Origin of the sequence: Chryseobacterium sp. P1-3, from assembly GCF_000738495.1 — a bacterium.
Lineage (GTDB): Bacteria > Bacteroidota > Bacteroidia > Flavobacteriales > Weeksellaceae > Chryseobacterium > Chryseobacterium gallinarum.
The window spans coordinates 587,799-603,241 of record NZ_JPEQ01000007.1; the positions used below are offsets into that span (position 1 = coordinate 587,799).

General features: G+C 36.8%; 16 protein-coding genes and 2 pseudogenes. 14 read left to right on the plus strand and 4 right to left on the minus strand.

Going from position 1 to position 15,443, the window contains the following annotated elements:
- Positions 1-237: 237 nt before the first annotated feature.
- The 4 genes from HX13_RS11275 (at position 238) to HX13_RS11290 (ending at position 2,872) form a co-directional block, all read left to right on the plus strand.
- On the plus strand, positions 238-1,431 hold the full coding sequence (locus HX13_RS11275) for a pyridoxal phosphate-dependent aminotransferase (protein ID WP_050021150.1): 1,194 nt from the start codon (positions 238-240) through the stop codon (positions 1,429-1,431).
- Between the two features lie 151 nt (positions 1,432-1,582).
- Positions 1,583-2,215 (plus strand): peroxiredoxin, encoded by a 633-nt coding sequence (locus HX13_RS11280; RefSeq protein WP_050021419.1) that lies wholly within the window; start codon positions 1,583-1,585, stop codon positions 2,213-2,215.
- 100 nt (positions 2,216-2,315) lie between these two features.
- Complete coding sequence (locus HX13_RS11285) at positions 2,316-2,624, plus strand: thioredoxin family protein (protein WP_050021420.1); 309 nt, start codon at positions 2,316-2,318, stop codon at positions 2,622-2,624.
- Positions 2,624-2,872: a DUF6952 family protein gene (locus HX13_RS11290; protein ID WP_050021151.1), complete on the plus strand. Its 249-nt coding sequence runs from the start codon at positions 2,624-2,626 to the stop codon at positions 2,870-2,872. Before HX13_RS11285 ends, HX13_RS11290 begins: the two co-directional genes overlap by 1 nt.
- 751 nt (positions 2,873-3,623) lie before the next feature.
- Here the strand turns inward: HX13_RS11290 and HX13_RS11300 are convergent.
- The 4 genes and pseudogenes from HX13_RS11300 to HX13_RS11315 form a co-directional block, all read right to left on the minus strand.
- Positions 3,624-4,313 carry a Bax inhibitor-1 family protein gene (locus HX13_RS11300; RefSeq protein WP_050021153.1) on the minus strand — a complete coding sequence of 230 codons (690 nt, stop codon included), beginning with the start codon at positions 4,311-4,313 and terminating at the stop codon, positions 3,624-3,626.
- 33 nt (positions 4,314-4,346) lie between these two features.
- Entirely contained in the window at positions 4,347-4,535 is a 189-nt protein-coding gene (locus tag HX13_RS11305) for a hypothetical protein (RefSeq protein ID WP_050021154.1), read from the minus strand.
- Positions 4,526-4,795, minus strand: coding sequence for a hypothetical protein (locus HX13_RS11310; protein ID WP_050021155.1), 270 nt, complete (start codon positions 4,793-4,795; stop codon positions 4,526-4,528). Before HX13_RS11310 ends, HX13_RS11305 begins: the two co-directional genes overlap by 10 nt.
- A 46-nt stretch (positions 4,796-4,841) precedes the next feature.
- Positions 4,842-5,877, minus strand: a pseudogene (locus HX13_RS11315) (acyl-CoA reductase).
- A gap of 60 nt (positions 5,878-5,937) precedes the next feature.
- Between HX13_RS11315 and HX13_RS11320 the strand changes: the two are divergent.
- From HX13_RS11320 to HX13_RS11355, 10 genes and pseudogenes are all read left to right on the plus strand, one after another.
- Positions 5,938-6,315, plus strand: a complete 378-nt coding sequence (locus HX13_RS11320) for a 4Fe-4S binding protein (RefSeq protein WP_050021421.1) — start codon at positions 5,938-5,940, stop codon at positions 6,313-6,315.
- Positions 6,316-6,412: 97 nt separating this feature from the next.
- Positions 6,413-7,477 carry a 3-phosphoserine/phosphohydroxythreonine transaminase gene (gene serC, locus HX13_RS11325; RefSeq protein ID WP_050021422.1) on the plus strand — a complete coding sequence of 355 codons (1,065 nt, stop codon included), beginning with the start codon at positions 6,413-6,415 and terminating at the stop codon, positions 7,475-7,477.
- 112 nt (positions 7,478-7,589) lie between these two features.
- Positions 7,590-8,556 (plus strand): annotated as a pseudogene (locus HX13_RS11330) (D-2-hydroxyacid dehydrogenase).
- 2 nt (positions 8,557-8,558) lie between these two features.
- Entirely contained in the window at positions 8,559-9,803 is a 1,245-nt protein-coding gene (locus HX13_RS11335; RefSeq protein ID WP_050021156.1) for a DUF1015 domain-containing protein, read from the plus strand.
- A 55-nt stretch (positions 9,804-9,858) separates the two neighbouring features.
- Positions 9,859-11,271, plus strand: coding sequence for a M28 family peptidase (locus HX13_RS11340; RefSeq protein WP_050021157.1), 1,413 nt, complete (start codon positions 9,859-9,861; stop codon positions 11,269-11,271).
- The gene (locus HX13_RS24105; RefSeq protein ID WP_238555248.1) at positions 11,268-12,107 is read left to right on the plus strand and encodes a hypothetical protein; all 840 of its coding nucleotides are present in this window, start codon (positions 11,268-11,270) and stop codon (positions 12,105-12,107) included. Before HX13_RS11340 ends, HX13_RS24105 begins: the two co-directional genes overlap by 4 nt.
- Positions 12,088-12,207, plus strand: coding sequence for a M28 family peptidase (locus HX13_RS25565; protein WP_262483530.1), 120 nt, complete (start codon positions 12,088-12,090; stop codon positions 12,205-12,207). Before HX13_RS24105 ends, HX13_RS25565 begins: the two co-directional genes overlap by 20 nt.
- A gap of 7 nt (positions 12,208-12,214) precedes the next feature.
- The gene (locus tag HX13_RS24110) at positions 12,215-12,634 is read left to right on the plus strand and encodes a M28 family peptidase (protein ID WP_262483543.1); all 420 of its coding nucleotides are present in this window, start codon (positions 12,215-12,217) and stop codon (positions 12,632-12,634) included.
- Positions 12,635-12,636: 2 nt separating this feature from the next.
- A complete protein-coding gene (locus tag HX13_RS11350) occupies positions 12,637-13,995 on the plus strand; it encodes a M20/M25/M40 family metallo-hydrolase (protein ID WP_128572367.1) in 1,359 nt (452 codons plus the stop codon).
- Between the two features lie 788 nt (positions 13,996-14,783).
- Positions 14,784-15,029: a hypothetical protein gene (locus HX13_RS11355; protein WP_050021158.1), complete on the plus strand. Its 246-nt coding sequence runs from the start codon at positions 14,784-14,786 to the stop codon at positions 15,027-15,029.
- Positions 15,030-15,443: the final 414 nt, after the last annotated feature.

Here is a 15,443-nt window from a genome sequence, read left to right on the forward strand (position 1 = left end):
GCTTTATTCAAATTTTAAAGGAATGAATTGCAAACACAGATTCACTAATTGAGATCCTTTAATCTTTTTTACATAAAACGCTGCTGGACAATAACTCCATTAAAGTTTGCTGTAAAAGTATCCACTTTATGAATGTAAAAATCGTGTCCCGACCTGATAAAAATCTTTAAACCGGCTATCTTTTTTATTCCTTTTAAAAAACCTTTTTATTTATATTTGTTAAAATTCAAAAAATACATGGATAAACTTTCAGATAGAGTAAAAAGACTAGGATACTCACAGACTTTTGTAATGTCTAACAAAGCCAGGGAAATGAAAGCGAACGGAATAGATGTAATCAGCTTAACTCTTGGTGAACCGGATTTTGATGTTCCGGATAATATCAAACAGGCTGCGTTCGATGCCATCAATCAAAACTACAGCCACTACTCTCCTGTTCCCGGATTCCTGGAATTGCGTGAAGCTATTGCCTATAAATTAAAAAGAGATAATAAACTGGAGTACAAACCTACTCAAATCTGTGTTTCCAATGGTGCCAAGCAAGCTATTTTAAATGTTCTGGCAGCGATCATTAATGATGGTGATGAAGTTCTTCTTCCCGCTCCTTACTGGGTGAGCTATGATGAGATGGTAAAAATGATGGGCGGAACTTCTGTAATGCTTCCGACATCCTATGTTACGGATTTCAAAGTGACAGCAGAACAACTGGAAGAAGCCATTACAGAGAAAACCAAAGCTATCCTTTTCAGTTCTCCATGTAATCCTTCCGGCGGATATTACACCTATGATGAACTAAAATCTCTTGCTCAGGTTATTGCTAAATATCCTCATGTTACGATAATTTCTGATGAGATCTATGAGTACATCAATTATGAAACAAAAACAACCTCTATTGCCCAGTTTCCGGAAGTATACGAGCAAACAGCCGTTATTAACGGAATGTCTAAAGCATTTGCAATGACCGGCTGGAGAATCGGATACTCCGCATGCCCGGAATGGCTGGCTAAAGCCTGTGAAAAAGTACAGGGACAGATGACAAGCGGTGCCAATACTGTTGCCCAAAGGGCATCCATTGTTGCTTTAAAAACAGACCCTTCAGAATACAGGTACATGATTGATGCCTTCAAGAAAAGAAGAGACCTGGTTTATGAACTGATCAAAGAAATCCCGGGATTCAAAGTGTTGTTGCCAAAAGCAGCGTTTTATTTCTTCCCGGATATTTCACACTATATCGGTAAAAATCTGAACGGAACCGAAATTAAGGATTCGGACGATTTTGCTATGTTCCTTCTTGAAAATGCACATGTAGGATGCGTGGGCGGGCTCTCTTTCGGCAGCCCTGAATGTATCCGGTTTTCTTATGCTGCTTCAGAAGAAGATCTCAGAGAAGCCATGAGACGGATTAAAGAGTTGTTAGAGAAATTTAACTAAAAAAATAAACAAAAAAGTCCTGAATTCAGGGCTTTTTCAATTAAAACACCTTAAAAACAATTATAGATTTTATTTATCGATATTTGTTTGTTCGATAGACAAGTCTTTTATATATTTGCAACAGAAATTTAAATATAAAAACAAGAAAATTATGTCTTTAGTAGGAAAAAAATTCCCGAATTTAACGATTGACGCAATGTCTGAAATGGGTGATGATCTTAGAATCAACATCCTTGATGAAGCAGTAAACAACCAGCAAAAAGTTCTTTTATTCTGGTATCCTAAAGATTTCACTTTTGTATGTCCTACAGAGCTTCACGCTTTCCAGGAAGCTTTAGGTGAATTCGAAAAAAGAAACACTAAAGTAATCGGTGCATCTTGTGATACCAACGAAGTACACTTTGCATGGTTAAACACTCCAAAAGATAACGGAGGTATTGAAGGAGTTACTTATCCGCTTTTAGCTGATACACACAGACAATTGGCTAACACATTAGGAATCGTAGATCAGGATTTCGAATATGATGAAGATGGAAATGAAATTTTCACAGGTTCTAACGTAACTTACAGAGCGACTTACCTTATCGACGAAACCGGAAAAATTTTCCACGAAGCGGTAAACGATATGCCACTGGGTAGAAATGTAAAAGAATTCTTAAGATTAATTGACGCTTACACACACGTTCAAAAACACGGTGAAGTATGTCCGGCAAACTGGGAAGAAGGAAAAGAAGCAATGAAAGCAGACAGAACTTCTACAGCAGAATACTTAGCAAAAAATTAATATTGTAATATAACAATGTAACAATCTAACAGTACAATAATTTACTAGATTGGTAATTTTTTAGATTGTTACATTGTTTATTTTTTCCAAAAATAAACTTATGTACACAGAATTAACCGAAGATACATTACAAAACATAGTTAACGACAACGAAAAAGTAGTTGTTCAGTATGGGGCAACATGGTGCGGAAACTGTAGGATCATGAAGCCGAAGTTCAAAAAATTAGCATCTGAAAATGAATCTATTCCATTTTTATATGTAGATGCTGAAAAGCTTCCTGAAAGCAGAAAATTAGCAAAAGTAGATAACCTGCCTACTTTCGCCATCTTTAAAAACGGAGAATTGGTAAATCAGGTTCAATCTAACCAGGCAGAAAGTTTAATTAACCTTTTTAACGAATTAGTATAATGAAGTTACCAGTAATCAGACAGTTTTATCAGAATCAGACTCCTGAAAGCCTTGAAAAAACATTAGAAGTCCTGGAAAGCTTCTGTGAGTTCAGAGGAACAAGCGAAGAGGATCTTAATGTTGCAGGAGAGCTTATTACCAACATTTGCGGGGCTTTGGAAGTTCATGCCAATGTACAGAACGGAATGAGCGAAAAAGATGCTTTAAACTCTTTTGCCCAAAAGGTTTTGGGTTCTATTGATAAATAGCATTATTATATTTCTACTTAAAAGATTGTAAAAACACAATACCTGAGGTTTTCCTCATTACTATACTTTTCTATTCTTTAAGAATTATTTTATTCAATTGTAAACTTACTTCAAAGGGCTAAACAGGTCATATGAAGCAGATGTTGCATGAACTCCTTAAAGAATCCAAAAATCCCGGTGAAAATATCATCAGGATTTTTTGGTTCACAGCTTACATTAAACTCCAACCCTATTAATATTCTTGTACAAATATCAACTGTACCAATAGTGTCATTTATGGGATTAAGCGCAAAAGTTGGGGGCATATAATATTAGATCTATTTAATTTTTAAAATTCATGCAAAGGTTTCTTTTTGACTACTCTTTATTTTAAGTAAGCTAAGAAATGAATCGATCTTTAATGGATTCAGATGAAGCGAACACTTTGCATGCGCTTAGTCAGCAGCTATGCTGCCTTCTTTGCCTGCTTGAAATAGAACATTACTTTTTTTTAAAAACTTTGAGTGAAAAACGAGCTCAATAATTTTGACGCTAATCAATAATGAACAGAATTTTTATTCAAGATCCCATTTGTGGTTAAAACACTTATTGCAATACACTGCCATTCCGACGAAGGAGGAATATCTATTGCCGCAATGTGTGTTTAACTCTATTATCTAAAAAAAAACTTCCCAAAAAATCAGATTCCGAAATAAAAAAATCCTGATGAAAACTCACCAGGACTCTATTTAAAATTAATAAGATCTTCCCATTAACTTCTTCTGCTCATCAGAATACTCAGGATATACCAGAATAAAAGCATAATAGAAGCAAAAAGCTGTAAAGCGGCACCTACATACTGGTTGGTTCCGAAAGCATCTTTTAATTTGCTTGTTTGATATAAAATGGTAGCTGAAGCCAGGATTACCATTCCTACCGAAAACCATAACCCAAGGTTAAAACCAAAGATCATGCCCGCTACAATCAGTCCGATGGAAATAAATCCTCCGATTACAATGATATTTCTTAAAAAAGAAAAATCTCTTTTAGAAGAAAATGCAACTGCAGAAATACCAGCAAACATCGCAATAGTAAGGGTTGCAGCCTGGAAAATTACATTAGCTCCACCCGTCATATTGGTTGCAATGAAAAGCAAAGGCATGAAGATAACAGCCTCCAGCAGGATATAAAATCCTAAACCTAAATACTGGGTAGATTTACTTTGTGAAAGTGACCATTTGGAAGCTAAAACAGAAGCTAACCAAAACACTCCAATAATCAATAGCCACGTATATCTTTGCCCGAACATCATCGCTATAACTTCTACCGGTACTGTTTTCAGCAAAATAGTTTCAACACCAATAAAAGCCAGGATTGATAAGGCAACATGCAAATACGTCTTCTTGTAAAAATTCGCCTTCTCCGCTTCTGAAGAATGAGCGACTAAAACATCTGTCATCATAGTTACTATTTTTTTATAAAATCAAAATTAAATTTATTTATCTTTATTCGTAGGCAATACACCTAAAATTTTACCATCATCTTCAAATACGGCACTTATCACTTCTTTTGACGATGAATCTCCCTCATATTTATATTTAATATTGGGATGACTGATACCATCCATCGTTACGTGATACCCTACTTTTAAAATTTCAAGTTTTTTTATTGACATCAATGCCATCCTTCACTTTTTTTAAGGATATCTTCTGTAACAATTTCTTTTACCTTATCAGAAAGAACTTCTTGTGCAGCTTTATAATCCGAAGATTGAAGAGCTTTGATAAACCTCTGGAAATTTTCATTACAAACATTGACTTTATCCTTACTTATGGTAGCCGGCTGTTCTTTCTTTTGACTGTTCTCAACCTTCAGTCCCATAACTTTCTGAGCAAACATCAACTGTGCGCCAATAATCGCCAGACCTAAAAATATTTTTTTCATTTAATTATTTTTTATTTGGTGAAATAGGTCATGGAAGATACGAAAATCAAACCAGTTCCAAAAATTTCATCGTATCCACATTATCTGCATACGTATCAAGCCCCGGATTTTGTGCTTCCCCGAATGAAATGGAGTTCAGTCCTAACACACTCTTAGCTACCACACACTGGATATTTTCTTCATTTTCTTCAATAAAATTCCGGACATCATCCAGAGATTCATATCTGCTGAAATTAATTACAGAAAGTGGACTGAAGAGTTTGTCATCTTCTTTCAGCATTACGAAATTATTATCCCAGAACTTTTCCTGATTCAAAAGATAAATCGCCCTGTTGTAGTCATAATTGTTAGCATACTTATGATGATTGATAATATCCTTGAAACCGAGGAAATTTTCAAACAACCTGTCAATCAAAAAAGTCTTTTGGAATAAAGATTCTGGTGACATTTCTGCAGCCTAATCCAAAATATTGGAAAATGTCATGAGCAAGAAGCTGAAGTTCCTCATCTGTTTCATCACCTTTCAAAACAGCAATAGAAGTTCTGTTTTTACGAATAATATTTAAATGATTTTTAAAATAATATTCAAGATACCTGGCTGTATTATTACTTCCTGTGGCAATTACCGCATCAAAATTCTCTAGCTTTTCTACAAATTCAAATTTTATCCGGTTCTCTGAAAACCCGTTCCATTTATTTAATAAAAAAGGAATCAGGTATTTATCTTTGGAAGAAAGTTTAATCACCGGAATATGATTGCTTACAACTACTGAAATTACATCATGAAAGCCCACCAAAGGGATATTGCCAGCTAAAATCAATCCTATTCTCTTGGATATTTTAGAGATTGTATAATTTTCAAGCCAATTTTTGATATTTTCTTCAGTAAGAAGATCTGCCCACTGTTGTAAAGCAAATTTCTGATTATCAACCGTAAACCACGGATTCTCTATTTCAGACTTCTTTAACAATAATTCAATATTAACATCATCCTCATTATAACTCTCCGGTTTCTTAGCTAAAAACGCTTTTATATAACTGCTTAATTTAATAAGTCCTAAAACTTGATTTTCGATATTCATAATTACTTTAAAATTGGGGAATATTTTGTAATTTTGTGCAAATTTAAAAAAAAATTAGCGATGGCTATTAAAATAACTGATGAATGCATTAATTGTGGGGCTTGTGAACCGGAATGTCCGAATAATGCAATATATGAAGGAGCAGTAGATTGGAAAGCTTCAGAAGGGACTGCCCTTAAAGGTACGGTAACACTGCCTTCAGGACTTACTGTAGATGCGGACGCACCACAGGAGCCAGTAAGTGATGACGTTTATTTCATCGTAACTGATAAATGTACAGAATGTAAAGGATTCCACGAAGAGCCACAATGTGCTGCTGTATGTCCGGTAGACTGCTGTATTCCTGATGAAGACCATGTAGAGTCTGAAGAAGCTCTGCTTGATAAAAAAAGCTTTCTTACACGGCGAATAAAAAAATCTCCGTCTCATGATGTGTGAGGCGGCTTTTTTTACCCAAAAACTTAATAAATCTAGTAAAAAATCAAATAAAGCTAAAAGAATTGAAAAATTCCGGAAGCAACCAAAAAATAAAGATATGAACAAAAAGCACAACTTTAGCGCGGGACCATGTATTTTACCACAAGAGGTGTTTGAAAAATCGGCGCAGGCGATTTTAGATTTTAACGGAATCGGATTATCACTCCTGGAAATCTCTCATAGAAGTAAGGATTTTGTTGCGGTAATGGACGAAGCGCGTGCCATTGTGAAAAGGCTGATGAATCTTGGGGATGATTACGAAGTACTTTATTTGGGAAGCGGTGCCAGTATGCAATTTGCAATGGTTCCTTACAACCTTATGAAAGTTGGCGGTAAAGCGGCTTACCTTGATACAGGAACCTGGGCAGCCGGTGCCATTAAAGAAGCTAAAAAATTAGGAACTGTAGATGTTGTAGGGTCTTCAAAAGAAGAAAACTACTCTTTTATTCCTAAAAATTATACGGTAGGATCAGAATATGATTATTTCCATTGTACCTCTAACAATACGATCTATGGAACTCAAATGAAAACTTTCCCTGAGGTAGACACCTTGATGGTATGTGATATGAGTTCCGATATTTTCTCCAGACAACTTGACTTCTCTAAATTTGACCTGATCTACGCCGGAGCCCAAAAAAATATGGGACCTGCGGGAGTTACTTTGGTAGTGATAAAAAAAGAAATCCTTGGAAAAACAGGTAGAGAAAATATGCTGTCTATGCTGGATTATTCCCAGCATATTGCAAAGGAGTCTATGTACAACACCCCACCCGTATTTCCGGTATACGCATCATTACTGACACTTCAGTATCTTGAAAAAAACGGGGGAATAGCTGCTGCTGAACAGAGAAATGAAGCAAAAGCAAAACTTTTATATGATGAAATAGACCGTAATCCCCTATTTGAAACATTCTGCGTAAAAGAAGACCGTTCCCTGATGAACGTTTCTTTCAAAATCACAGACGAAACCAGGAAAGAAGAGTTCGATAATGCGTGGAAAGCTGCAGGGATCAGCGGATTAAACGGACATAGAAGCTTAGGCGGATACCGTGCAAGTCTGTACAACGCTTTACCTATCGAGAGTGTACAGGTTTTAGTGGATGTAATGAAGTCGATAAAATAGTTTATATTAGGCGATCGAAAAAATAAAAAGATACCAGAAACAGATACAGACAACAGACCCTCAAAGTCTGATTTATGACATCTTAAATCTAACATCTGTAATAAAATAACACATGAAAGTTTTAGCAAACGATGGAATTTCGAGAGCAGGAGAACAGGCTTTAAAAGAAGCCGGAATCGAAATCCTGGACAATAGAGTCGCCCAGGATCACGTTATTAATTTTATAAATGACAATAATGTGGATGTTCTTCTTGTAAGAAGTGCAACTAAAGTAAGACAAAATCTGATCGATGCATGTCCCGGCCTTAAAATTATCGGAAGAGGCGGTATCGGCATGGATAATATTGATGTTGAATATGCAAAAAACAAAGGGATTAAAGTAATCAACACTCCTACTGCATCTTCAAAATCAGTGGCAGAGCTTGTATTCGGACATTTTTTTATCATTGGCCAGATTCCTTCACGAATCGAACAGATTGATGCCGTTGGAGGGAGAAACTCACTTCAATGCAATGAAAAAGTCATTCAGCAATGCTTACGAACTTTCAGGTAAAACATTAGGAGTAATCGGTTTTGGAAGTATTGGCCAGGAAGTAGTGAAGATAGGAATTGCATTAGGGATGAAAGTTACTGTTCTGACAAGAAGCCCCAAAACGGAAGTTCTTACCCTGAATTTCTTTGACGGGCAGTCGGTCAGCTTTGAAATTACTTCCACCAATGATATGGATGCATTCCTTAAAGAAGCAGATTTCATCAGCATTAATACTCCTAAAACAACCGAATATATTATAGATACTCCACAATTTGAAAAAATGAAAGACGGAGTCTATATTGTAAATACTGCAAGAGGCGGAGTGATCAATGAAGTGACCCTGGTTGATTTTATTGAGTCAGGAAAAGTGGCGGGGGCTGCATTGGATGTTTTTGAGAATGAGCCCAATCCGGAACTGCCATTATTAATGAACCCTGCATTATCCCTTTCTCCTCACATAGGAGGAAATACGGTAGATGCGCAAGAGAAAATCGGTGTCGAACTTGCAGAACAAATTATTAAGCTACAAAAAGAAACTATAAGATAAATATGCCTGTTTTTAAACCTTTCCGTGGAATAAGACCTCATAGAGACTTCGAGAGTACTTTCCCTACCCATCCTCTGGATAATTTCACCCAGGAAGAGATCGCAGAGAAAGCTCAAGTCGAAAATACTTACATCAATATGATTAAACCCTATGTTGTAAGTAAATCTAAAGATATTGACCGGAATCTGAGAAAAATACGTTCTACATTTGAAGAACTTCTGGAAGACAAAAAATTGGTTCAGGACAATTCAGCTTATTATCTATATGAGCAGATCTATCCCAACAAACAGGTATTCAGAGGACTACTGGGTTTAGCCAGCATTGAAGATTTCTGGAATGGAAAAATCAAAAGACATGAAAGTACCATTCCTCAGAAAAAAGAAAAGCTTGCTCATTACCTTGAAAAAGTAAATCTGCAGGCCGAACCTGTATTACTTACCTACCCTGCCAACTCAAAAATTGAGCTGCTGATGAACCATGAGGAAAAGAATGTTCCAATTTTTAATCATGTGGATTCTATCGGGATCAGACATAAAATCTGGAGAATAGACAATCGTCTGAAACTTCAGCAGTTCAAAGAAGTGATTGATCAGATCGACTCTTTTTATATTGCCGACGGACACCACAGAATTGGTTCTACCGCACTAAACGCTAAGCGCCAGAAAGAAAAAAACAAAAGACATAACGGGACTGAGCTTTACAATTTTGTGTACAGTTTCATTGTTTCCAACCAGTCTATTAAAATTCATGACTACAACAGGCTTCTGCATGATCTGAACGGGCTTTCCAACGAACAATTCCTGAAAGAACTTGAACAGTATTTTCTTATTCATGAGAAAGGAGAAACTCCCTATTTTCCTTCGCAAAAATTCCATATTTCAATGTATATGGGAAACAAATTCTACTCTCTTCACGTAAAACATGATTTACGCTCAAAAGAAATGTCGCTGGACAATCTGGATCACCATCTGGTAGATAAATATATTTTTAAAAACATTTTGAAAATCGAAGACCCTGACAGTTCTGAACAAATTTCTTATGTAAAAGGAACTTCCAATATTAACGGAATCAATATTTTAAAAGAAAAAGTAGACAGCGGCGAAGGTAAGGTCGGCTTCGGAATTTACCCTGTAAGTTTTAATGATATGATTAAAATTTCAGATTTAAAATTGAGCATGCCCCCAAAATGTACATTTATTGAACCAAAACTGGTTACAGCTTTGTTAATGTACGACATGAAACCTTAATAAATTCCTATTTTTTCCCTACTTTTATCCCCGGAAAAAGAAAGGTAAATAAAAAATGAAAAAAATATTCATTATACTTCCACTCTTTTTGAGTGGATTTTTATTTTCTCAAAAAAAACCTCAGAAAAAGCCTGCCGGAAAAGCAGCAATTCCTGTAAAATTAAACTACCACAAAGAATTTGAAAGAATCTCAGATGAGATTATGACCAATGGTAAAGCATATGACAACCTCGGAGAACTTACAAAAGGTATCGGGGCCCGTTTCAGTGCAACCCCCGGTTATGCAAAAGCAGTAGAATGGGCTGAAAAAAAGTTCAGGGAAATTGGTATTGACATGATCTGGAGGCAAGAAGCCAAAGCACCCGTATGGATCAGAGGAAAAGAATCCCTACAGATAAAAGCGGGAAATGGAGATTGGAAAAATATCAGGATGCTTTCTTTCGGGAACTCTGAAGGAACCGGCGGAAAAGACCTGATAGGTGAAATCGTTTTAATTAACTCCACTACCGAGCTTAACGCCATGTCAATAGGCCAGTTAAAAGACAAAATTGTTTTCGTAAATGTTCCTATGGATCCGAAAATTATCAATACGAGTGATTCCTATCTGCTGGCTGCCAAATCAAAATTAATTTCTGCCTCTGTTATTGCTAAAACTGGTGCAAAAGCATTAATCATAAGATCATTAACAACAGCAAATGACGATGTTCCTCATGCCAAAATGATCTACTACGAACCAGATGATAAAGTTAAAATTCCGGCTTTATCAATAGGAGTAAGATCTGCAGATGAATTGGAAAAATTACTAAAAAAACAAAAAGTTACGGCTAAAATCAACATGACTGCGGAATCAAAAAACGATACCACAAATCCCAATATTATTGCTGAAATCCAGGGCAAAAAAGATTCAAAAGTGATTATTTTAGGTGCCCAGCTTGATTCATGGGATATTGGTGAAGGTGCTATTGATGACGGAACAGGAGTGGTGCAATGCATCGAAGTTTTAAGAACTTTGAAAGCAATTGGATATGAAAATAATCACACCATCCGGGTGGTCCTGTATGCCAACAGTGAAAATGGAGGACAGGGCCGCGAGATGTACGCTGCTTATGTGAAAAAGAAAGAAGAAAAACATGTATTTGCCTTAGGTACAGATGCAGGAGGTTATTCTCCACGAGGTTTTTCTTTGGATATGCCCCCTCAGAGAAGAAGATTGATTGAGCCCTGGAAAGAATATTTTCGTCCTTATGGCGTTTATGATTTCGACCAAACCAATGCAATCCAGGACATATCTCCTTTAAAAAAACTGGATATTCCTCTGGCAGAACTCGTTGTAGATACCCAAAGATACTTTGATTACCATCACTCCGAACAGGATACTTTCGATAAAGTGAATAAAAGAGAGCTTTTGCTGGGCGCAGTGGCGATGACTCAATTAATTTTTATGGTTGATAAAAAACTGGTAATATGAAAAGAATAGCCAACCTGTCATTATTCTCAATTTTAGGAGTGACTTTCTTATCCGGTCAGTCCAAAGAAGATTCCTTACAATTCAACAGAATCTCTACAGAAATTCTGAATTATGGAAAAGGCTACAACGATCTGCGCGAACTCACTAAAAATATCGGCCACCGTTTAAGCGGATCTGAAGCTTATGAAAAATCCGTAAAATGGGCAGAACAAAAACTCCGTGAAGCCGGAGCAGATAAAGTCTGGCTTCAGGAAGTCATGATTCCGGTTTGGGTAAGAGGAAAAGAGTCCTTACACATCAAAACTTCCAACGGAGGCTGGAAAAGCCTTAAAATGCTCTCTCTTGGAAACTCCGAAGGAACAGGTGGTAAAGACGTATCAGGGGAAATCATTATGGTAAAATCCATAGAAGAATATGATAAACTTTCCCCGGAACAGGTAAAAGATAAAATTGTATTTTTTAATTATCCTTTCAATCAGGGGCATGTACAGACTTTTATTTCCTATAGGGAATCAGGTCCGTACAGAAGGACTGCTGCTGCTTTAACAGCAGGAAAAGGCGGAAAATTTGCTATCATAAGATCGCTTTCTTCAGCGTTTGACGATGTTCCGCATACAGGAAATATGCGATACGAGGAGAATACGGTCAAAATTCCTGCAGTTACTATTGGAAATACGACTGCAGATGAGCTGGAAGCTCTATTGAAAAACCAGAAAGTCACTGCAAAGCTCAATTCCAACTGCGGGATGAAAGGTGAAAAGCTCTCCCACTCCGTCATCGGAGAAATTACCGGTAAAAAAAGACCAGAGCGTAATTGTGGTAGGTGGCCACCTTGATTCCTGGGATGTAGGAGAAGGGGCCCATGATGACGGAGCAGGAATTGTTCAGAGTATTGAAGTACTGAGAACCTTTAAAAAAATTAGGACTTCAAAATAACCATACCATCAGGGCAGTTTGCTTTGCCAATGAAGAAAACGGCACAAAGGGAGGAAAGCAATATGGAAAAACCGTTAAAGAGAAAAATGAAAAACACCTTTTCGCTATAGAATCTGATGCCGGAGGTTTTTCTCCCAGAGGAATATCACTGGAAATGGAAGATTCTAAAAGAAAACAGATCCAAAGCTGGGGAAAGCTCTTTTTACCTTATGGAGTCTACAACTTCGAGGGTAAATATTCCGGATCAGACATTGCTCCGCTTCATGATATGGGTGTACCCACTGCAGAACTCGTTCCGGAACCACAACGTTATTTTGACATCCACCATACAGCAGAAGATACCTTTGAAAAAGTCAACCGAAGAGAACTGCTGCTTGGCGCAACAGTGATGACACAACTTATTTATATGATCGATAAAAATTGGTAACAATGAAAAAGATACTAGGAACCTCATTATTGCTTTTTGGAATGGTAGCTTTTGGCCAGACCAAAGAAGATTCAGTACAATTCAGCAAGATCTCCCTTGAAGTTTTAAATAACGGAAAAGGCTACAACGATCTGCGCGAACTCACTAAAAATATCGGCCACCGTTTAAGCGGATCTGATGCCTATGAGAAATCTGTAAAATGGGCAGAACAAAAACTCCGTGATGCCGGAGCAGATAAAGTATGGCTTCAGGAAGTCATGATTCCGGTTTGGGTAAGAGGAAAAGAATCCTTACACATTAAAACTTCCAACGGAGGCTGGAAAAGCCTTAAAATGCTCTCTCTTGGAAACTCCGAAGGAACGGGTGGCAAAGACGTATCAGGGGAAATCATCATGGTAAAATCTATGGAAGAATATGAAAAACTCTCTCCGGAACAGGTAAAGGACAAAATCCTGTTTTTTAATTATGCATTCAAACAATCATTCATAGAAACTTTTAAAGGATATAGTGATGCTGCCAAATACAGAACAACAGCAGCTTCATTAACGGCCAAAAAAGGCGGAAAATTTGCTATTATCCGTTCACTTTCGTCAGCTTTTGATGATGTACCGCATACCGGGGCAATGAGATATGAAGACAACGTCGTAAAAGTACCTGCCGTAGCCATCGGAAGCAGTACAGCTGATGAGTTGGAAGTCCTTCTGAAAAACCAGAAAATTATTGCAAAACTTAATTCAAATTGCGGGATGAAAGGAGAAAAACTCTCCCATTCCGTTATTGGTGAAATTACCGGTAAAAAAGACCAGAGCGTAATTGTGGTAGGCGGCCACCTTGATTCCTGGGATGTAGGAGAAGGGGCCCATGATGACGGGGCAGGAATTGTTCAGAGTATTGAAGTATTGAGAACCTTTAAAAAATTAGGACTCCAGAACAACCATACCATCAGGGTTGTATGTTTTGCTAATGAAGAAAACGGCGTAAAAGGCGGAGTTCAGTACGGAAAAACAGTAAAAGAAAAAAATGAAAAGCACCTTTTTGCCATAGAATCTGATGCCGGAGGCTTTGCACCAAGAGGAATTGCTTTAGACATGGACGATACCAAAAGAAAGCAGATTCAAGGCTGGTCAAAACTATTCCTTCCTTACGGAGTTTATAATTTTGAAGAAAAATTCTCAGGAACAGACCTCTATCCACTTCATGATATGGGCATTCCTGCCGCAGAGCTAATGCCTGATTCCCAGCGTTACTTCGACATCCATCACACGGAAGAAGATACCTTTGAAAAAGTAAACCGGAGAGAACTGCTGCTGGGAGCCGTTGCAATGACACAGATGATCTATATGATTGATAAAAACTGGTAAAACCATACACGCCAGATTACATAACAAGTCCATAAAAACCTGATAAATCACGGATTTTTATGGACTTATCATATCCAGAGATCCATGCAAATTTATATTAGTGACATTCATCCTTTATTTTAGTGCAATTTGGTATTTTTTAAAACTCTAATACTACAAATGCTTTCTCCAATATATTAATTATTCATTAGGAACAGACTTTGTCCGCTTTTTAATGGTTAGGCATATATCGGCTTTAGCCAAACCTAATTGATTCATAAATATTATTTCCTTGTTTAAGGAAATAATAAAGAGAAATGCCCTTCAATACCAGACTTATCAATCTCGTAAAACAAAGTGTTAATCGTGAAAATTTCACTTTGGCATGATATTGGCATATAATTTTTCGAGAAAAAATTATAAAAAAAGCACTAAGGATGAGAAAAGAGGTTTTCTGTGGATTTTCAGTTTTCCACTGATTCATGTTCATATACCAGTATATGAATCCTTTTTTTTTCTACGATGCCGTATAAGATACGGGAACGTGATTGGTCAACTGTACGTTGGTTTTTCATTGCAGTTTTATGCCCCGTATCTACTGGTATCTTTCACCCTCGAATCATGAGCAATGATTCAACAGATTGTTAAAATATCCCGGGTTTTCTGACCTGGTATGATATATATTTGAATAAATAGCCCAGCTATCACGACCTTAGCCCAGTAAGAGAATGTAATATTCTTTTTACCGTGATGAAGGATGCTGATTATTCTATTAGTTTAATTAATGTATAACCCTTAAAATGTTAATAATGATGAGAGCCTTTTTTGAAATGATTTTTAAGAGAAATGAAGATGCTGCAAAATTGCATATCTGGAGCCTAATGTTGGTGTTGAGTTTTGCTGCCTTTTCCGTATTGGTATACAGCTCAAAACCTAGCTTAAACAGTTTAATAATATATCTGACCGCATTTGCCGCTTATATCGGCTTTGGTCTTGTATTCATCAGTTCCCTTGCAGGAAACGGTATGAAGAAGAGATCCGGCAGAAATACATAACTTTAATTATTTCTTTTTACTAGAAAACCGCCCCCAGGGGCGGTTTTTTGATAATAACAGGTCTATTATCACATCGTACAAAATTTACTCTTTAAACATATCCTTCATGATCTTATTAAGCAGCTTTTCCGTCTGCTCTTCAATACTTTTTTCAGACTTTTGAACCAACGCCAGCCTGAAAGGATCACAGCAGGCTTTAATTCCAAATCCCTCTTCTGTTTTTATAAACTCAGGATGAATACCATGCTCTCCACAGATTTCTGATTCAATTCCTATTTTATTACATCGTAATTCAGATCAAACATATTTATTGTTTATTAATGTAAGTGTCTGATAAAGATATCAGTAATTGTTCTTTTAGGAAATCCGTATTTATACGGTATTTATAGAAACAAAAAAACGTTCTTTATAGAG